Annotated in this window: 13 protein-coding genes and 1 pseudogene; 9 read left to right on the forward strand and 5 right to left on the reverse strand. The window is 71.3% G+C overall.

From position 1 onward, the window contains the following. Positions 1-22: 22 nt before the first annotated feature. The 3 genes from K8Z49_RS15735 to K8Z49_RS15745 all read left to right on the forward strand — a co-directional run bounded on the left by K8Z49_RS15735 (position 23) and on the right by K8Z49_RS15745 (position 3,444). Complete coding sequence (locus K8Z49_RS15735) at positions 23-859, forward strand: nuclease-related domain-containing protein (RefSeq protein WP_024935818.1); 837 nt, start codon at positions 23-25, stop codon at positions 857-859. A gap of 279 nt (positions 860-1,138) precedes the next feature. Continuing rightward, positions 1,139-2,995: a dihydroxy-acid dehydratase gene (gene ilvD / locus K8Z49_RS15740; protein ID WP_412519406.1), complete on the forward strand. Its 1,857-nt coding sequence runs from the start codon at positions 1,139-1,141 to the stop codon at positions 2,993-2,995. A 101-nt stretch (positions 2,996-3,096) separates the two neighbouring features. After that, entirely contained in the window at positions 3,097-3,444 is a 348-nt protein-coding gene (locus K8Z49_RS15745; protein WP_111829637.1) for a DUF1330 domain-containing protein, read from the forward strand. Here K8Z49_RS15745 and K8Z49_RS15750 read toward each other — a convergent pair. Beyond that, a complete protein-coding gene (locus K8Z49_RS15750; RefSeq protein WP_081842740.1) occupies positions 3,441-3,653 on the reverse strand; it encodes an FmdB family zinc ribbon protein in 213 nt (70 codons plus the stop codon). The genes K8Z49_RS15745 and K8Z49_RS15750 overlap by 4 nt on opposite strands. A gap of 192 nt (positions 3,654-3,845) precedes the next feature. After that, complete coding sequence (locus K8Z49_RS15755; RefSeq protein WP_021593074.1) at positions 3,846-4,355, reverse strand: HNH endonuclease; 510 nt, start codon at positions 4,353-4,355, stop codon at positions 3,846-3,848. A gap of 264 nt (positions 4,356-4,619) precedes the next feature. Between K8Z49_RS15755 and K8Z49_RS15760 the strand changes: the two genes are divergently transcribed. After that, positions 4,620-6,734 (forward strand): prolyl oligopeptidase family serine peptidase, encoded by a 2,115-nt coding sequence (locus tag K8Z49_RS15760; RefSeq protein ID WP_412519409.1) that lies wholly within the window; start codon positions 4,620-4,622, stop codon positions 6,732-6,734. Next, positions 6,731-7,537, forward strand: coding sequence for a class I SAM-dependent methyltransferase (locus tag K8Z49_RS15765; protein WP_412519411.1), 807 nt, complete (start codon positions 6,731-6,733; stop codon positions 7,535-7,537). The genes K8Z49_RS15760 and K8Z49_RS15765 overlap by 4 nt, the downstream gene beginning before the upstream one ends. 536 nt (positions 7,538-8,073) lie before the next feature. Here the strand turns inward: K8Z49_RS15765 and K8Z49_RS15770 are convergent. Then, the gene (locus K8Z49_RS15770; protein WP_111829634.1) at positions 8,074-8,679 is read right to left on the reverse strand and encodes a GNAT family N-acetyltransferase; all 606 of its coding nucleotides are present in this window, start codon (positions 8,677-8,679) and stop codon (positions 8,074-8,076) included. 6 nt (positions 8,680-8,685) lie between these two features. Beyond that, positions 8,686-10,305 carry an XRE family transcriptional regulator gene (locus tag K8Z49_RS15775; protein WP_412519413.1) on the reverse strand — a complete coding sequence of 540 codons (1,620 nt, stop codon included), beginning with the start codon at positions 10,303-10,305 and terminating at the stop codon, positions 8,686-8,688. Positions 10,306-10,734: 429 nt separating this feature from the next. On the opposite strand from K8Z49_RS15775, the gene K8Z49_RS15780 reads away from it, so the two are divergent. From K8Z49_RS15780 to K8Z49_RS15795, 4 genes and pseudogenes are all read left to right on the forward strand, one after another. Next, a complete protein-coding gene (locus K8Z49_RS15780; protein ID WP_021593080.1) occupies positions 10,735-11,034 on the forward strand; it encodes a hypothetical protein in 300 nt (99 codons plus the stop codon). 253 nt (positions 11,035-11,287) lie between these two features. Then, on the forward strand, positions 11,288-12,328 hold the full coding sequence (locus tag K8Z49_RS15785) for a mechanosensitive ion channel family protein (RefSeq protein WP_021593081.1): 1,041 nt from the start codon (positions 11,288-11,290) through the stop codon (positions 12,326-12,328). A gap of 49 nt (positions 12,329-12,377) precedes the next feature. Then, positions 12,378-12,755 (forward strand): annotated as a pseudogene (locus K8Z49_RS15790) (globin); the annotation flags it as partial. Positions 12,756-12,779: 24 nt separating this feature from the next. Further along, on the forward strand, positions 12,780-14,351 hold the full coding sequence (locus tag K8Z49_RS15795; RefSeq protein ID WP_412519416.1) for a glycoside hydrolase family 13 protein: 1,572 nt from the start codon (positions 12,780-12,782) through the stop codon (positions 14,349-14,351). Positions 14,352-14,465: 114 nt separating this feature from the next. Here K8Z49_RS15795 and K8Z49_RS15800 read toward each other — a convergent pair whose 3' ends face one another. Further along, positions 14,466-15,872, reverse strand: a complete 1,407-nt coding sequence (locus K8Z49_RS15800) for a S28 family serine protease (protein WP_220126470.1) — start codon at positions 15,870-15,872, stop codon at positions 14,466-14,468. Positions 15,873-15,948: the final 76 nt, after the last annotated feature.

The following is a 15,948-nucleotide window of genomic DNA, read 5'->3' on the forward strand; positions in this document are numbered from 1 at the left end:
AGAGGAATACGGAGCGTCACTCATGGCGATCGTGGAGCGGGGCAACATGCAGGGACAAGCCAGAGGACGGCCCCAGGCCGACACCGAGGAGACACGCTCGGAGGAGAGGCGTGAGCACCATCAGCAGGCTCCGGTGAAGGAGCGACCCGAGGAGGACACCGCCGCGACGATGCTGGACGACCCCCGGACGCGCCGGTGGATGTGGCGGATCGGCGTGGCCGTCGTCGCCGGCCTCGCGGTCCTGCTCGTGTTCGGCTGGCGGCTCGGCGTCACCGTCGCGGTCCTCGTGGTCATCGGCGACGTCGTCCGGCAGTCCCGCAAGAGCTCCTCCGTCACCGCCTGGCAGAAGTCCTCGGCGGCCGAACGGCGCACCGAGCGGCAACTGAAGTCGCTGCAGCGCAACGGCTACCTCGTGCTGCACGCGCGGGCCGTCCCCCGGGACGACGAGGGCGTCAGCGACGGGCGGATCGACCACCTGGTGATCGGGCCGAGCGGCGTCTACGCCATCGACTCGGAGAAGTGGGACAAGCGCCTCCCCGTGCGCACCATGTCCCACCTCAAGCTCTTCCACGGCCCCTTCAACAAGAAGGACCGCCTGGACGAGGCACGCTGGGAGGCCCAGCAGGCCAGCAGCATCCTCGGCGAGCGGGTCGGGTTCGACGTGCCCGTCCAGCCGTCCGTGGCGATCTACGGCCCGTCCATCCCGTGGAAGGTCATGCGGGTCCGCGAGGTGGACGTCTACGCCGGCAACCGGGCGCGCTCGTACCTGCGCCGCCGTCCGAAGATCCTCACCGACGGCGACGTCCGGCGGATCTTCCAGGCGGCCGAGCAGGCCCTGCCGCCGAAGTACCCCGAGTAGGTCAGGGGGCGGCCTGCTTCCCCGGGCCGCCCACCGCACGGCCCGGCCGCGAGCCGGGCGCCCGAGGACGGGCAGGCCGGGACACCGTCGTCCCGGCTTTTTTCACGCCCTCCGCCGGTTGGTAGCATCGGGGGCGGGCCGGCCCGCGCGCGACCTCCGCTGAGCCGGCGGCAGCGCCGCGACCCGCCGCTGCGAGCACGCTTACCAGGCGACCCGCACCGCCACGCCGAACCATGCGCGGCCCGTCGTCCCGGCACGTCACAGGTTGGAGAGGTCACAATGCCACCGCTCAGGTCACGCACGGTCACCCATGGCAGGAACATGGCGGGCGCCCGCGCGCTCATGCGGGCCAGCGGCGTCGAACGCGAGGACTTCGGCAAGCCGATCGTCGCGGTGGCCAACAGCTTCACCCAGTTCGTGCCCGGCCACGTCCACCTGGACGAGGTCGGCAAGGTCGTCGCCGGCGCGGTCCGCGAGGCCGGCGGCGTGCCCCGCGAGTTCAACACCATCGCCGTGGACGACGGCATCGCGATGGGCCACGACGGCATGCTGTACTCGCTGCCGTCCCGCGAGGTCATCGCCGACGCGATCGAGTACATGGTCAACGCGCACTGCGCCGACGCCCTGGTCTGCGTCTCCAACTGCGACAAGATCACGCCGGGGATGCTGCTGGCCGCGCTGCGGCTGAACATCCCGACGGTGTTCGTCTCCGGCGGCCCCATGGAGGCCGGCAAGCCCGTCCAGGGCGTCATGGGCGGCAACAAGCTCGACCTGATCGATCCGATCATCGCCTCCGCCGACGCGTCCACGTCCGAGGACACGCTGCTGGAGATGGAGGAGAGCGCCTGCCCGACCTGCGGGTCCTGCTCCGGCATGTTCACCGCCAACTCGATGAACTGCCTCACCGAGGCGATCGGCCTGGCGCTGCCCGGCAACGGCACCGTCCTCGCCACCCACACCGCCCGCCGCGGCCTCTACGAGAACGCCGGACGCGCCGTCGTGGACGTCGCCCGCCGCTACTACGAGGGCGACGACGAGTCGGTCCTGCCGCTGAGCATCGCCACCCGCGACGCGTTCGAGAACGCCATGGTCCTCGACGTCGCGATGGGCGGCTCGACCAACACGATCCTGCACCTGCTCGCCGCCGCGACCGAGGCCGGCGTCGACTTCGGGCTCACCGACATCGACGCCGTGTCACGCCGCGTCCCGTGCATCTGCAAGCTGGCCCCGGCCACCGGCACGTACCACGTCGAGGACTGCCACCGCGCCGGCGGCATCCCCGCCCTGCTCGGCGAGCTGAACCGGGCCGGGCTGCTGAACCGCTCCGCCCACTCCGTCCACTCGGCGTCCATGGACGAGTTCGTCGCCAAATGGGACGTCCGCTCCCCCGACGTCCTGCCGGAGGCCGTGGAGCTGTTCCACGCCGCGCCCGGCGGCGTCCGCAGCACCTCCGCCTTCTCGCAGAGCGCCCGCTGGGAGTCGCTCGACCTCGACCGCGAGAACGGCTGCATCCGCTCCGCCGAGCACGCCTACACCGCCGACGGCGGGCTGGCCGTCCTGCGCGGCAACATCGCGCCCGACGGCGCGATCGTCAAGACCGCCGGCGTGGAGAAGGAGCTCTGGACCTTCACCGGCCCCGCCGTCGTCTTCGAGTCGCAGGACCAGGCCGTCGAGGGCATCCTCGGCGGCAGGGTCAAGGCCGGCGACGTGGTGGTGATCCGCTACGAGGGCCCGAAGGGCGGCCCCGGCATGCAGGAGATGCTGTACCCGACGAGCTTCCTCAAGGGCCGCGGGCTCGGCAAGGCGTGCGCCCTCGTCACCGACGGGCGGTTCTCCGGCGGCACGTCCGGGCTGTCCATCGGGCACGCCTCCCCCGAGGCCGCGGGCGGCGGCGTCATCGCCCTCGTCGAGGACGGCGACCGCGTCGTGATCGACATCCCGAACCGGGTGCTGGAGCTGGACGTCCCGTCCGACGAGCTGGAGATCCGGCGGGAGAAGCTCCTCGCCGACCTCGGCGGGTACCGGCCGCGCGACCGGCACCGCCCGGTCAGCGCCGCCCTGCGCGCCTACGCGGCGATGGCGACGTCCGCGTCCACGGGCGCCGCCCGCGACGTGTCACAGCTCGACCGCCTCTAAGCGAGATTACCCATCGGGTAATCGCCAGCATTCCCCTGCGGGCGACACAGTGGTGAGTGCCGGGCAGGACGCTCCGGCGCTCACCACCGAAGGAGATCCCGATGACCGCCTACGCGCTCGCCCACCTGCGCCCCCGGCCGCCGCTGCACGACGACGTCTTCACCTACATCGAGCGCATCCAGGCCACCATGGACCCGTTCGGCGGCCGCTTCCTCGTCCACAACACGCCCGCCGAGGTCATCGAGGGCCCGCTGGACGGCGGCTACGTGCTGATCGAGTTCCCCGACATGGACAGCGCCCGCGCCTGGTACGAGTCGGACGCCTACCAGGCGATCCTGCCGATGCGCACCGACCACATCCCGGGCACGGCCGTCCTCCTCCAGGGCGTCCCGGAGGACTACGACGCCGCGGCCACCGGCCGAGCGATGCGCGCCGCCCAGAACGCCTAGGAGGAGCAGCATCCTCCGCCGCAGCAGCCCCCACCGGCCGGCGGCGACGCGGCAGGCCGGGCCGCACCGGTGACGGCGACCGTCGAGAGCAGCTTCACCGTGTCATCATGCCCGTCCGGACAGGGCGCCGGATCGGAAGCATTGATCATCGGCCGGGACACCTCAAAGGTCGACCCGCACGCACGGCAACGATAGTCATAACGAGGCACGCCTCCAGAATAACCTCAGCCACCATCACGGGCAGGCGCGTGGAGCGGGTGCAGCGAGCGGAGCGCGCATGCCCGTCGAGCCGGGCGACCGCAGCGGCACGTCAGCGACCCGCACGGTCACAGAGACCCGCACCGTGGCGTGAGGGTCGACCGGCTCGTGACGGGGTGCCAGGGGGTCGCCCCCCTGGGAAACTACGCCGCTGGTTCGGTCACGTAGGCCGCCCATTGGGGGTCGCCGTCGTGGACCAGGCCGATGAGGCGCCAGTGGGCGCCTCGGGGGACGGCGGGGGTGACGCTGAGGGTCCAGCCGAGTTCGGACAGGAGCCGGTCGGCCTTGCTGTGGTTGCAGGTCATGCAGGAGGCGACGCAGTTCTCCCAGACGTGCTTGCCGCCGCGGCTGCGCGGGTGGACGTGGTCGATCGTCTCGGCGCGGCGGCCGCAGTAGACGCAGCGGAAGTTGTCGCGGCGCATCAGCGCGGCGCGGGTGAGGGGGACGCGGGTGCGGAACGGGATCCGGACGTAGCGGCGGAGGCGGATGACGGAGGGGACCTCGACCGTCATGGTGGCCGAGTGGAGCACGGCGCCGGAGGTGTCGTGATGGACGATCTCCGCCTTCTCGCGAAGCACGAGGCAGACGGCCCGCCTGAGCGGGAGCGTGGTCAGTGGTTCGTACGTCGCGTTCAGGAGGAGGACCTGTCTCATCAGACGCCCTCCACCGGGCTCTGCTGGTCTGTCGCCTCGGTGGGCGCGTCTGCGCGCGCCTCCCACCGAGGCCCGATTATCGTCTCCGGCACCTGCTCACTCGCCATGAGGACCTCCCCAGGGGCGACCCGACCACATCAGTGTGGCGTCTGAGGGAGCCCGTTCGCTACCCCATATCATCCCCCGCCGGCGGCCGGCTCGAACGCGCGCCCCGCCCGGACCGCCCCGCAACGGGCGGTCCGGGCGGCCAATTAAGGTGCATTCATGACGCCGTATCCGCCCGCGCAGCGCCAGGACATCGTCGAGGACATCCACGGTCACCGGGTCGCGGACCCGTACCGCTGGCTGGAGGACGCCGGCAGCGACGAGACCAGGGAGTGGCTCGCCGCGCAGGACAGGCTGTTCCACAAGGTCGTGGACGCGTTGCCGGGGCGGGAGCGGCTGCGGGCGCGGCTCGGAGAGCTGCTCGGCGCGGGGAGCGTCGGGTCCCCGGTGTGGCGGGGCGAGCGGCGGTTCTTCACCCGCCGCGGCGCCGACCAGGAGCATCCGGTGCTCTACACGGTCGATCCGGACGGGTCCGAGCGGGCCCTGGTCGACCCGATGGCCCTCGATCCCGCCGGGACGACGACGCTGGACGGATGGCAGCCCGACAAGGAGGGCCGCCTGCTGGCGTACAAGATCTCGACCGGCGGGGACGAGGAGTCGCTGCTGTACGTGATGGACGTCACGACCGGGGCGCGGGTGGAGGGGCCGATCGACCGGGCCCGGTACTCGTCGGTCGCGTGGCTGCCGGGCGGCGAGGCGTACTACTACACGCGGCGGCTGCCCGCGCGGGACGTCCCGGCGGGCGAGGAGCAGTACCACCGGCGCGTGTACCTGCACCGCGTCGGCACCGAGCCCGACACCGACGACGTGCTGATCTTCGGTGCGGAGCGGGACAAGACCAACTACTACGGGGTCGGGGTGAGCCGCGACGGGCGCTGGCTCACGATCTCGGCATCACAGGGCACGGCGCCGCGCAACGACCTGTGGATCGCGGACCTGTCGGCGTCCTCGCCGGAGGCGCCCGCGCTGCGGGTCGTGCAGGAGGGCGTCGACGCCGAGACCAGCGTGCACGTGGGCCGCGACGGCCGCGCGTACGTCTTCACCGACCGCGACGCGCCCCGCTCCCGGCTGTGCGTCGCCGACCCGTCCGACCTGTCCTACGGGACGTGGCGCGACCTCGTGCCGCAGGACCCCGAGGCGGTCCTCAGCGATTTCGCGGTCCTCGACGGCCTCGACTCCCCGGTGCTGCTGGCCGGCTGGACGCGCCACGCGGTCAGCGAGATCACCGTGCACGACCTGGAGTCGGGGGAACGCGTCGGGACCGTCCCGACACCGGGGCTCGGCTCGATCGGCGGGATCATCGAGCGTCCCGAGGGCGGCCACGAGGCGTGGTTCGGCTACACCGACAACGTGACGCCGTCGTCGGTCATGCGGTACGACGCGCACACGGGGGAGACGACCCTGTGGGCGTCCGCGCCGGGGACGGTCGACGTCCCGGACATCGAGACGCGCCAGGTCGTCTACACCTCGCGGGACGGGACGCAGGTGCGGATGCTGGTCGCGTCCCGCCCGGGGCTGTCCGGCCCCCGGCCCGCGATCCTCTACGGATACGGCGGCTTCAACATCTCGCTCACGCCGTCCTACTCGGCGAGCGTCCTCGCGTGGGTCGAGGCCGGCGGCGTGTACGCGGTCGCGAACCTGCGCGGCGGGTCCGAGGAGGGTGAGGAGTGGCACCGCGCGGGCATGCGGGAGCGCAAGCAGAACGTGTTCGACGACTTCCACGCCGCCGCCGAGAAGCTGATCGCGGACGGTCTGACGACGCCGTCGCGGCTGGCGATCTCCGGTGGGTCCAACGGCGGGCTCCTGGTCGGCGCCGCCCTCACCCAGCGTCCCGACCTGTACCGTGCCGTCGTCTGCTCGGCGCCGCTGCTGGACATGGTGCGGTACGAGCGGTTCGGCCTGGGCCAGACGTGGAACGACGAGTACGGGACGGCCGACGACCCCGAGGAGTTCGGCTGGCTGATCGGCTACTCGCCGTACCACCACGTCCACGCCGGGACCGCCTACCCGGCCGTCCTGTTCACGACCTTCGGCAGCGACACCCGCGTGGATCCGCTGCACGCCCGCAAGCTGTGCGCGGCGTTGCAGCACGCGACCGCGTCGGACGCGCCGATCCTGCTGCGCGACGAGGCGGAGGTGGGGCATTCCGCCCGGTCGGTGAGCCGGTCGGTGGACCTGATGACCGACACGCTCACGTTCATGGCCGCGCAGACCGGCCTCTCCCCGGACCCCGGCGCGCACGACGAGTTGACGGATGGTCTAATAGCGGGATGAGCGAGACGATGGCGCGCGGCACCATGGAACGCGTGCTCGGCCTGCTCCGCGAACCACCGGAGACACCGGACGTGTCCGCCGGGTACCTCGACCTGCTCGGCCCGTCCGCCAAGGCGCCGCCGTCGCTCGCCCAGTCGGTCATGGAGTCGGGCTTCCTGCCCCGCATCTACGAGAAGGTGTGGCGGCCCGTCGGGTTCAACCTGGCGAAGGGCTGGCCGCTCGGCCCCGACACCGCCGAGGAGCACGCGATGGCCCGCGACTGGCTCGGCCTCGCGCACCCCGGCCACCCGGCCCGCCCGCCCGCGACCGTGCTGGACGTGGCCTGCGGCCCCGGCAACGTCACCCGCGCGCTCGCCGCGGGCATCGGCCCGGACGGCCTCGTCGTCGGGCTCGACGCGTCCGGGACCATGCTGGCCCGCGCCGTCGCCGACACCGGCCCCGGCGGCGAGATCCGCTACGTGCGCGGCGACGCGGCCGGCCTCCCCTTCCGCGACGGCGTGTTCGACGCCGTCTGCTGCCTCGGCGCCCTCTACCTGTTCGACGACCCGTGGGCGGCCGTCGACGGGATGGCCCGCGTCCTCAAACCCGGCGGGCACCTCGTCATCCTCACGTCCCGGCGCCCCTCCCGCCTCCCCGCCACCCGCATGGGCGGCGAACTCCTCCGCCACGCCACCGGACTCACCGTCTTCGGTGACGAAGAAGTCACCGGCGCGCTCACCCACCGGGGATTCACTGAAATCCGCCGACGCCGCTACCCTCTGATGCAGATGGTCGGAGGACGATGTCCAGCCCCCAGCCTCTAGGACGCGGCCGAGGTTCGCGCTACCCTCCCACCACACGCACGGACACCGTGCCCACGAACGCCCCCTCCTGGGGTTGGGAAGCCTCCAGGAGGGGGTTTCGTGTTTATTGTGTTTTTTGTGGTGCGGCGCCCGGGGGGCGCCGCACCACAAAAAGCCACGGCGATCGCTGGCATCGCTCCGACTCGCCTTGCGGCTCGCTGCGCGATCAGGGTCTCGCTTCGCTCGCCCCTGCCTTCGGACGCGATCGCAACCATTGAGGTTGTTGCGTGGTTGCGGTGGTGCCGGAGCTCCGCGCAGTAGTGGCTACCGGCTCGCGCGGTCGTGGCAGCAGCCCACGTCATCGTCGCCGCCGCCCTGCGCGAGGGCGGCCACAAGCCCCGCGCGACCATGGCTACCAGCCCGCGCCACCGTGGCCGCCGACCCAGGCATCCGGCTCCCGGCCTGCGGGGTGGTGGTTGGCGGCCTGGTGGTTGTTTTGGGCCCGGAGCCGCGGCGGGACCGGGCCGCGCTACCGGTTCCGCCGCGGCTCGGGGGTCTCAGCGGAGCCGTTTCTCCAGGTAGATGTTGACGATGCCGCCGATGGTCTCGCGGCGGGTCTCCGTCCAGCCGAACCTGCGGTAGAGGGCGAGGGCGGGGGCCTGGAACTCGGTGGTGTCGGCGCGAAGGATGCGGTAGCCGTACTCGGCGGCGCGTTCCTCCAGGGCCTGGACGAGGGCGGCGCCGTAGCCGCGGCGCTGCACGGCGGGCAGGACGCGCAGCCGCACCATCTCGACGGCGTCGAGGGCGGGGTTGCCGGGCGCGTAGCCGCCGTAGGCGCGCGCGTGGCCGCCGGGGATCAGGTCGGCGCGGCGCAGGCCGCCCATCGCGACGATCCGGTCGTCCAGCTCGCCCACGAGGAACTCGCCGTCGTTGCGGAGATAGATGTCCTCCATCCGGAAGAAGTCGTGGTCGTAGTAGACGCCGTCGCCGGGGCGCAGACCGACCTGGGCGAGACCCTCGCGGTGCAGGGCGAGGACGGTGCCGTGGTCGGGAGCGCTGTAGCGGCGCAGTCTCAGGTCTCCGTAGCTCCACACCGGTGGTTCGCCCTGGAGGCGGACGAGGGTGTGGTGCCCCTGCCAGGACGTGCTGTCAGGCGTGCCCATGCCCGGTCAGACCTGCTCACCCGGGCGGACCGCGGGACGGTCCTGGGCGGGACTCTGCACCCAGGGGCCGGCCAGCGCCTCGTAGAAGTCCTTCAGCTGCGGGATCTCTCCGCACTTGGCGTTGACGGCCGCGCCGATCTGCCGGGCCCGGTGCACGAGGATGTCGGAACGGTGGTCGGTCGGCAGCTCGAGGATGGCCTCCTGGCCGGCGGTCAGCGCGGCCTCGGGCTGCCCGGCGTGCAGCTTGCACATCGCGCGGTCGAGGCGCACCAGGGTCAGGTCGACGCGGTCGGTGGGCGCGTAGAGGGTGAGGGCGTGGCTGAGCACCTCGTCGCCGTGCTGGTGGTCACCGAGATTGGTGAACGTGTCACCTTCGTAGAAGGCCATCTGCCGGTCGGTGAACCCGAACACGAGGTCGGAGGTGTCGGTCTTGGAAAGCTGGTCGAAGACCGAGCGTCCGCGCACGAGGGCGCGGCGGGCGCTCGGGGCGGCGTCGCCGCGCCCGCGCATCGCCAGCATGCCGAGGGCGCGCGCCTCGACGGCGGGGGCCATGGCGGCGGCGACGCCGGGGGTGCGGCCGGCGAGGTCCTGCGCCTTGCGGGCCAGGTGCAGCGCCTCGCGGGGGTCGCCGTAGTACATCGGCACCAGCGACTCCCGGACGGTCACCCAGGCGCGCAGCTGCCGGTCGCCGGTCTCGTCGGCGGCGGTGCGCGCCGTCCGGAAGAACGAGCGGGCCAGCCGGTGGTCGCCCAGGTTGATCATGATCAGACCGGACAGCCCGGACAGCTGCGCGGCGATCCGGCACAGCCTTTCCTGCAACTCGACGGGCTGGCGCTTGTCGCACATGCGACGCACCTCGCTGAAGTCGAGCAGCACGTCGCAGAGCATCCGGAGGGAAGGGGTCGCCTGGTACTGCCGGCCGTAGCCGTAGGTGGTCTCCTCCCACTGGTCGAGCATGGTCGGCGAGACGGTCGCGCCGACGAGCGTGTCGTCCATCTTGCGGCGCAGGTTGTCGACCGCCCCAAGGAACTGACCGTCGAGCGCCACGCCCGCTCCGGCCAGAAGTTGCAGAAGGGTCCTACGAAGCACGATGTCCTCCTCTCCTACATCAATGGTCAGGGGGGCACCTGCGCGGTCGGCGCCCCGAAGGTCGTTCACGGTTGCCCAGGGGCGGTCGTCGCTCCTGGGGACGATGGCCCCGACGAGCGCGCCGGGGTCGGGTGCCGCGCGCCGTTCCGGCGTGCGCGGCTGCGGGACGCTCACGGCGCCCGCCGAGCGGACCGCGTGGCCGCGGCCGCAGATGCAGGGACTCTGGTAGTCGAGGGCGTCGGGTTCGACCCGGTAGACGGCGCAGAGGTAGTGCAGGTACTCGGGACCGGGTCTTTTGTACCCGCTCTCATAGGCGGACAGCAGCGTCTCCCCGAGCCGGGGCGGCGGCTTGCCGTCGACCTCGTAGAGTGCCTTGACCTGCGCCACGATGTCGGACAGCGCGACACCGTGGGCCAGGCGGTGCGCCTTGACCCGGCTGGTGCCGAACAGAGGCCCGCACTGCTCGTGGATCTCCTGCGCGATCTCGACCGGGGAACGACCTCGGGCCAGGGCATGCGCGCGGATCCGGCGAGCCACGTCGGTCTCTTTTCGGGGGGGATCCGACATCCTCCGGCCTCCTCACCGTCGGGTCGGGACGCCGCCCCGTCGGGGGTGGACGATCGTCCCTGCCACGGCGACCGGTCGCTTTACGGCCACGACAGATAATCTCTCGCGCACGCAGCGTAACCCTGGTCACAGGCCCGGCCAAGCGATTCCGCAGAACCGGAGGCGTCCGGAGGCCGTCACGCCCCCCGCGGGTAGAGATTCTTCCTCCAAGGGGAGGGAGCCTTCCTCTGAGGTGGGGTAATCCGGTACTTCGCGGGACGGCCGGTCTCTTGACCCGCCACCGTGAGAGTTGCAATTCTCGCGGCGAGTGACCGGGCGGATCCGCAGAGTCGATCAAGGACGGGCCCGCCGCGGAGCTCGCCAAGGGTGTGCTCGCCTTAACCGGAGGGGGTGCGAGAGGTGGTCAGCGACAGACGCGTCGGCTACCTGGAGGAGCTGGAGCACGAGCTCGACACGCGAGGGCTCGTCGCCCGGGTCGTCCGGACCCGCTCGGGCCCGGCCTTCCTGCGGGTCGTGAACCCCGAGGCCGCGAGCCTCGCCGAGGACGTGACCTGCGCGCCGGCCCCCGAGACCGCGGACCACTACTTCTGGTGGTCGTGGGGGGAGCGCATGCACCACGTCGACGACGTGGGCGGCGCCGCCCTCAAGCTGGCGCACGTCCTCCAGCCGCTCCGCCACGAGGTGAGCGGACGCTCCTAACCCCTGGACCTGGGCGTCCGGCAGGCCGGACGCCCGCAAGACCGGGCGTGTCCCGCGGGCCGCGGCGGAACGGCGCGGCAGCCGCGGATCCGCGGGGCACGTTCGCCCGAAGTCCCTCCCCGGCCGGTTCGCGTCACCTCGCCAGGCGCCGTACGAACCGGTCGGCCCCGTCCCCTACGATCGGGCTCGTACCCGCCGCGGGTCCACGGCGAGGTGTCGAGGCACCACAACGGCCGGGGAGGGTCTGCCACACATGTCATTCGCCGCGCCGCTCAGCGCGCCCTTCAGCGTGTCGCTCGCCGCGTCGCCGGCCGCCGGTGTCCTGCCCTGGGCCCAGGACGGTACCCCCGAGAAGGCCTGCAACAGCCAGGACCCCACCACGACGTGCCGGCTCGTCTGGAACATCAGCCACAGCGTCGACTTCACCCGGTTCTACGCCACCTGGCTCGACACGCCGCTCAGCACGCTGTTCTGGATCATCGTCACCTTCGTGATCGCGCTGATCGTCAAGAACATCGCGCACCGCATGATCACCAGGGTCACGCTCCGGATGGCCGAGGGCACCATGTCGGAGAGGGTCCGGGAACGGTCCCGGACGGTCTTCGAGGGCAGCCCGGCCCTGCTGAACAAGCGGCGGGCCCAGCGCGCCCAGACGCTCGGCTCGGTGCTGCGCTCCGTCGCGTCCATCATCATCATGGGGACGGCCGCGTTCAGCATCCTCGGCTCGCTCGGCCTGAACCTCGCCCCCATCCTGGCCAGCGCCAGCGTCATCGGCGTCGCGGTCGGCTTCGGCGCGCAGAACATCGTCAAGGACTTCCTCGCCGGGCTGTTCATGCTGCTGGAGGACCAGTACGGCGTGGGCGACTTCATCGACGTGGGCACCGCGAAGGGCACGGTCGAGGCCGTGACGCTGCGGGTCACCCGGATGCGGGACATGGACGGCGTCGTCTGGTACGTCCCGAACGGCGAGATCAAGAAGGTCGGGAACGAGTCGCAGAACTGGGGCCGCGCCGTCCTGGACATCCCGGTCGACATCCACGAGGACACCGAGAAGGTCAAGGAGATCCTCCAGGCCACCGCCGACACCTTGGCCGCCGACTCGGCGTGGAGCGAGCTGATCCTGGAGGAGCCGTCGGTGTGGGGCGTGCAGGCCCTCGCGGGCGACGCGATCGTGATCCGCGTCGTGCTGAAGACGGCGCCGGGCAGGCAGGGCGACATCGCCCGCGAGCTGCGCGAACGCGTCAAGCGGGCGTTCGACGAGGCGGGCGTCACGGTCGCCACCCCCGCGCCGTAGTGGATCATGGTGAGAACCGGGGCGCGGCTCACATAGGGTGGGGAGCGCTATGGCTGAACAGGTGACCTTCTACGAGGCGGTCGGCGGCGAGGAGACCTTCCACCGGCTGGTGCACCGCTTCTACCAGGGCGTCGCGAGCGACCCCGAACTGCGCGCCATGTACCCCGAGGAGGACCTCGGCCCGGCCGAGGAGAGGCTGCGGCTGTTCCTCATCCAGTACTGGGGCGGCCCGACCACCTACAGCCAGCGGCGCGGCCATCCGCGGCTGCGGATGCGGCACGTCCCGTTCGTCATCGGGCCGGCGGAGCGGGACGCGTGGCTGCGGCACATGCGGGCCGCGGTGGACGAGCTGGGCCTCCCCGAAGACCTGGAGAGGCAGCTCTGGGCCTACTTCACGATGGCGGCGCAGAGCATGGTGAACGCTCCGGCATAAGCGGGTAGATCGCCGTGTATGACGCGAATCCCGTGGTGGCGCGACGCCGTCGTGTACGAGATCTACGTCCGCAGTTTCGCCGATTCCGACGGGAACGGTGAGGGCGACCTCCAAGGGATCCGCTCCCGGCTCGGCCATCTGCGCGACCTGGGCGTGGACGCGCTGTGGCTCACCCCCTTCTACACGTCCCCGCTGGCGGACGGCGGCTACGACGTGGCCGACTACCGCGACGTCGATCCGCGCTTCGGCACGCTGAACGACGTCGACGCCCTGGTGGCGGACGTCCACGCCCACGGGATGCGGCTGATCGTCGACATCGTCCCGAACCACTCGTCCGACCGGCACCGCTGGTTTCGCGAGGCGGTGACCGCGCCGCCGGGGTCGCCCGCACGGTCGCGCTACATCTTCCGGTCCGGGAGGCCAGGGGATGGTCCCGGCGGGGAGGTGCCGCCGAACGACTGGCCGTCCGCGTTCGGCGGTCCGGCCTGGACGCGGCTGGACGACGGCGAGTGGTACCTGCACCTGTACGCGCCCGAGCAGCCGGACTTCAACTGGCGCAACCCGGAGGTGCGGTACGAGTTCGAGGACATCCTCCGGTTCTGGCTCGACCGCGGTGTGGACGGCTTCCGCATCGACGTCGCCGCCGGGCTGTTCAAGGACGAGTCGTTCCGCGACCTGGGCGGGCAGGATCGCCGTGCGCTGAACGGCCCCATATACAGCCGTCCGGAAGTCCATGACGTGTACCGCAGATGGCGGCAGATCCTCGACGGGTACGACGGGGACCGCATGGCGATAGGCGAGGTGTGGACGGACGGGCCGGAAGACCTCGCGCTCTATCTGCGTCCAGACGAACTGCACCAGGTCTTCCAGTTCGACCTGCAGCTGGCTCCGTGGTCGGCCGCGGCGTTCCGGGAGGTCATCGTCGCCGGTTTGAAGGCCGTCGCGCCTACCGGGGCGGCCCCTACCTGGGTGTTGTCCAGTCACGATTCCGTGCGCCACCTCACCCGTTACGAGCAGCCGGAAGGCGTCCCCGGAATCGGTTATGCCAGGGCCAAGGCGGCGTTGCTGTTACTGCTGGCGCTTCCAGGGTCGGCGTACCTGTATCAGGGCGAGGAACTCGGACTGCCGGAGGTGGCCGACCTGCCCGATGAGGCCCGGCAGGACCCCATCTGGTACCGGACGAACGGTGAGCTTGCAGGACGGGACGGCTGCCGCGTGCCGCTGCCCTGGTCGGGTTCCGCCGAGCCGTACGGGTTCGCCCCCGACGGCGTCCGGCCCTGGCTGCCCATGCCGGAGGGGTGGGCGTCCATGACCGCCGAGGCCCAGGCGTCCGACCCGTCCTCCATGCTGGCCTGGTACCGCGAGGCGCTCGCACTGCGCCGCCGGCTGCGGGACGGGCTTCCGGACAACCTGGAGTGGCTCGACTCCCCCGACACGGCGCTGTTCTTCCGTCGCGGGCCGCTCACGGTCGCCCTCAACTGCGGAGACAATCCCGTGCGCGCCCCGACGGGCACGCCGCTGCTGACCAGTACCCCGCTGTACGGCGACCTGCTTCCGGGGAACACGGCGGCCTGGCTCGAAACCCCCTGAACAAGCTCAGCGAGCTTCGTCGCCAGGGGCCGGGCAAGCGAACGCGGTGTGCCGCGCCGTGCAAGGGGTCAGTGCACGGGCGGCACACCGCGAGTTCGCTCCAGAATGTGTCCGCTACAGCGGAGGACGCTGGAGCTGGAGCGGGTCGTCCGCGCGCGGGGCGGACTTCAGCGTCTGCGCGCCGGCCTCGACGCCCGCCCACCGCTTGACGTAAGCGATCGCATTCGACTGCTCGTCGGCGGGCAGCGCGGTGATGATGCGGCCGCTGTGGTTCATGCCCTGGGCGACGTAGACGGCCGAGTCGCGGCTGCCGTGCCCGAGGCGGAACGGCTCGGCGCCCCACGGGTCGTTGGAGCCGTACAGGAACAGCATGTGGTTCGCGTTCCCGCGCACCCAGCGGTCGATGTCGCGCATGGCCCGTCCGTTGTCGAACCGCATCGGGATGTCACGCGGGACGTAGGTGCGCGGCTGGTAGCTGCTCTCGTATCGCAGCAGCGGGCGCAGATGCTTGAACTTCGGCGACGGCCAGCCGAGCTGCGTGCCCGCCTGGTAGTAGTACGGGATGTACGGGGAGAGACCCTGGTCGCTGTAGAACGACAGCCCGGAGACAGTGTCGAGCGTCTTGTAGAGCTCGTCGTCGGAGGCGGTCACCGCGGGAAGGTCCGCGCAGTCGGACTGCAGGCTGTACTGCCAGAACGCCCACTCGTAGTCCATCACCGAGTTCTCGAAGGCGCGGTCCTGCGTGCGCAGGATGGTGAACGTCCAGCCGTTCTCGTCGGCGGCGGCCTTGAAGCGTTCGAGCATCGCGGGGCGGCGCTTGAGGAATTCGCGCGCGAGCGCCTTGACGTGGGCGCGGCATTCGGGGTCGGTGCCGACGGTCTGGAAGAACTTGTCGTAGGCGCGGTCGTCGTTGTTCTTGACGTCGTTCGGCGCCACGTACACGACGCTGCCGTCGACGTCGCGCGGGTAGAACCGCTTGTGGTAGACGGCCGTCATGCCGCCCTTGCTGGCGCCCGTCGAGATCCACTTGCCCTTGTAGATGGTCTTGAGGGCGCGGATCAGCCGGTGCTCGTCGGTGGCGGCCTGCCAGATCGTGTCCTTCGTCCAGTCCGTCGGCTCGGGACGGGACGGGGTGAAGTACCGGTACTCGACCGAGATCTGGTTCCCGTCCACGAGCGCCGTCGGCTCGGACGTGAACATCACTTCCGGCGTGTCGTAGCCGCTGGTGTAGAGCACCATCGGACGGTCGGCCGCCTTGTGCTGCAGCATGATGCGCTGCTCGAACCACTGCCCGCGCGGGTTGCGGTGATCGACAGGCTGCCTGTACTCCAGCCAGAACCAGCGATAACCCGGCAGGGTCGAGGCCTTCTCCGTGACCTGCATTCCTGGAATCGCCTTGAGCTGGGCGAGGACGTCGCCCGCCTGGGCCGCACCCGCCGGGGCGGTGCCCGCCTGGGTCGTGACCGCCTGCGCCGCGCTGGCGCCCGCCCCGGTCATACCGGCGGCGAGCAGCAGTGCCATCGCTCCTCGTGAGACGCGCCGCATTGTGCCCCTTTCACGTGGGTTCTCCACATTCGCGTCGCGACACTAGAGGGAG

Origin of the sequence: Actinomadura madurae, from assembly GCF_047130825.1 — a bacterium.
In the GTDB taxonomy this organism is placed as follows: domain Bacteria; phylum Actinomycetota; class Actinomycetes; order Streptosporangiales; family Streptosporangiaceae; genus Spirillospora; species Spirillospora madurae.

What these genes read in the sequence shown, in the direction of transcription:
- ilvD (WP_412519406.1), top strand. Translation starts at nt 1,139, where the DNA reads ATGCCACCGCTCAGGTCACGCACGGTCACCCATGGCAGGAACATGGCG.
- K8Z49_RS15755 (WP_021593074.1), bottom strand. Translation starts at nt 4,355, where the DNA reads ATGAGACAGGTCCTCCTCCTGAACGCGACGTACGAACCACTGACCACG.
- K8Z49_RS15770 (WP_111829634.1), bottom strand. Translation starts at nt 8,679, where the DNA reads ATGGGCACGCCTGACAGCACGTCCTGGCAGGGGCACCACACCCTCGTC.
- K8Z49_RS15800 (WP_220126470.1), bottom strand. Translation starts at nt 15,872, where the DNA reads ATGGCACTGCTGCTCGCCGCCGGTATGACCGGGGCGGGCGCCAGCGCG.
- K8Z49_RS15765 (WP_412519411.1), top strand. Translation starts at nt 6,731, where the DNA reads ATGAGCGAGACGATGGCGCGCGGCACCATGGAACGCGTGCTCGGCCTG.
- K8Z49_RS15745 (WP_111829637.1), top strand. Translation starts at nt 3,097, where the DNA reads ATGACCGCCTACGCGCTCGCCCACCTGCGCCCCCGGCCGCCGCTGCAC.
- K8Z49_RS15735 (WP_024935818.1), top strand. Translation starts at nt 23, where the DNA reads ATGGCGATCGTGGAGCGGGGCAACATGCAGGGACAAGCCAGAGGACGG.
- K8Z49_RS15785 (WP_021593081.1), top strand. Translation starts at nt 11,288, where the DNA reads ATGTCATTCGCCGCGCCGCTCAGCGCGCCCTTCAGCGTGTCGCTCGCC.
- K8Z49_RS15795 (WP_412519416.1), top strand. Translation starts at nt 12,780, where the DNA reads ATGACGCGAATCCCGTGGTGGCGCGACGCCGTCGTGTACGAGATCTAC.
- K8Z49_RS15760 (WP_412519409.1), top strand. Translation starts at nt 4,620, where the DNA reads ATGACGCCGTATCCGCCCGCGCAGCGCCAGGACATCGTCGAGGACATC.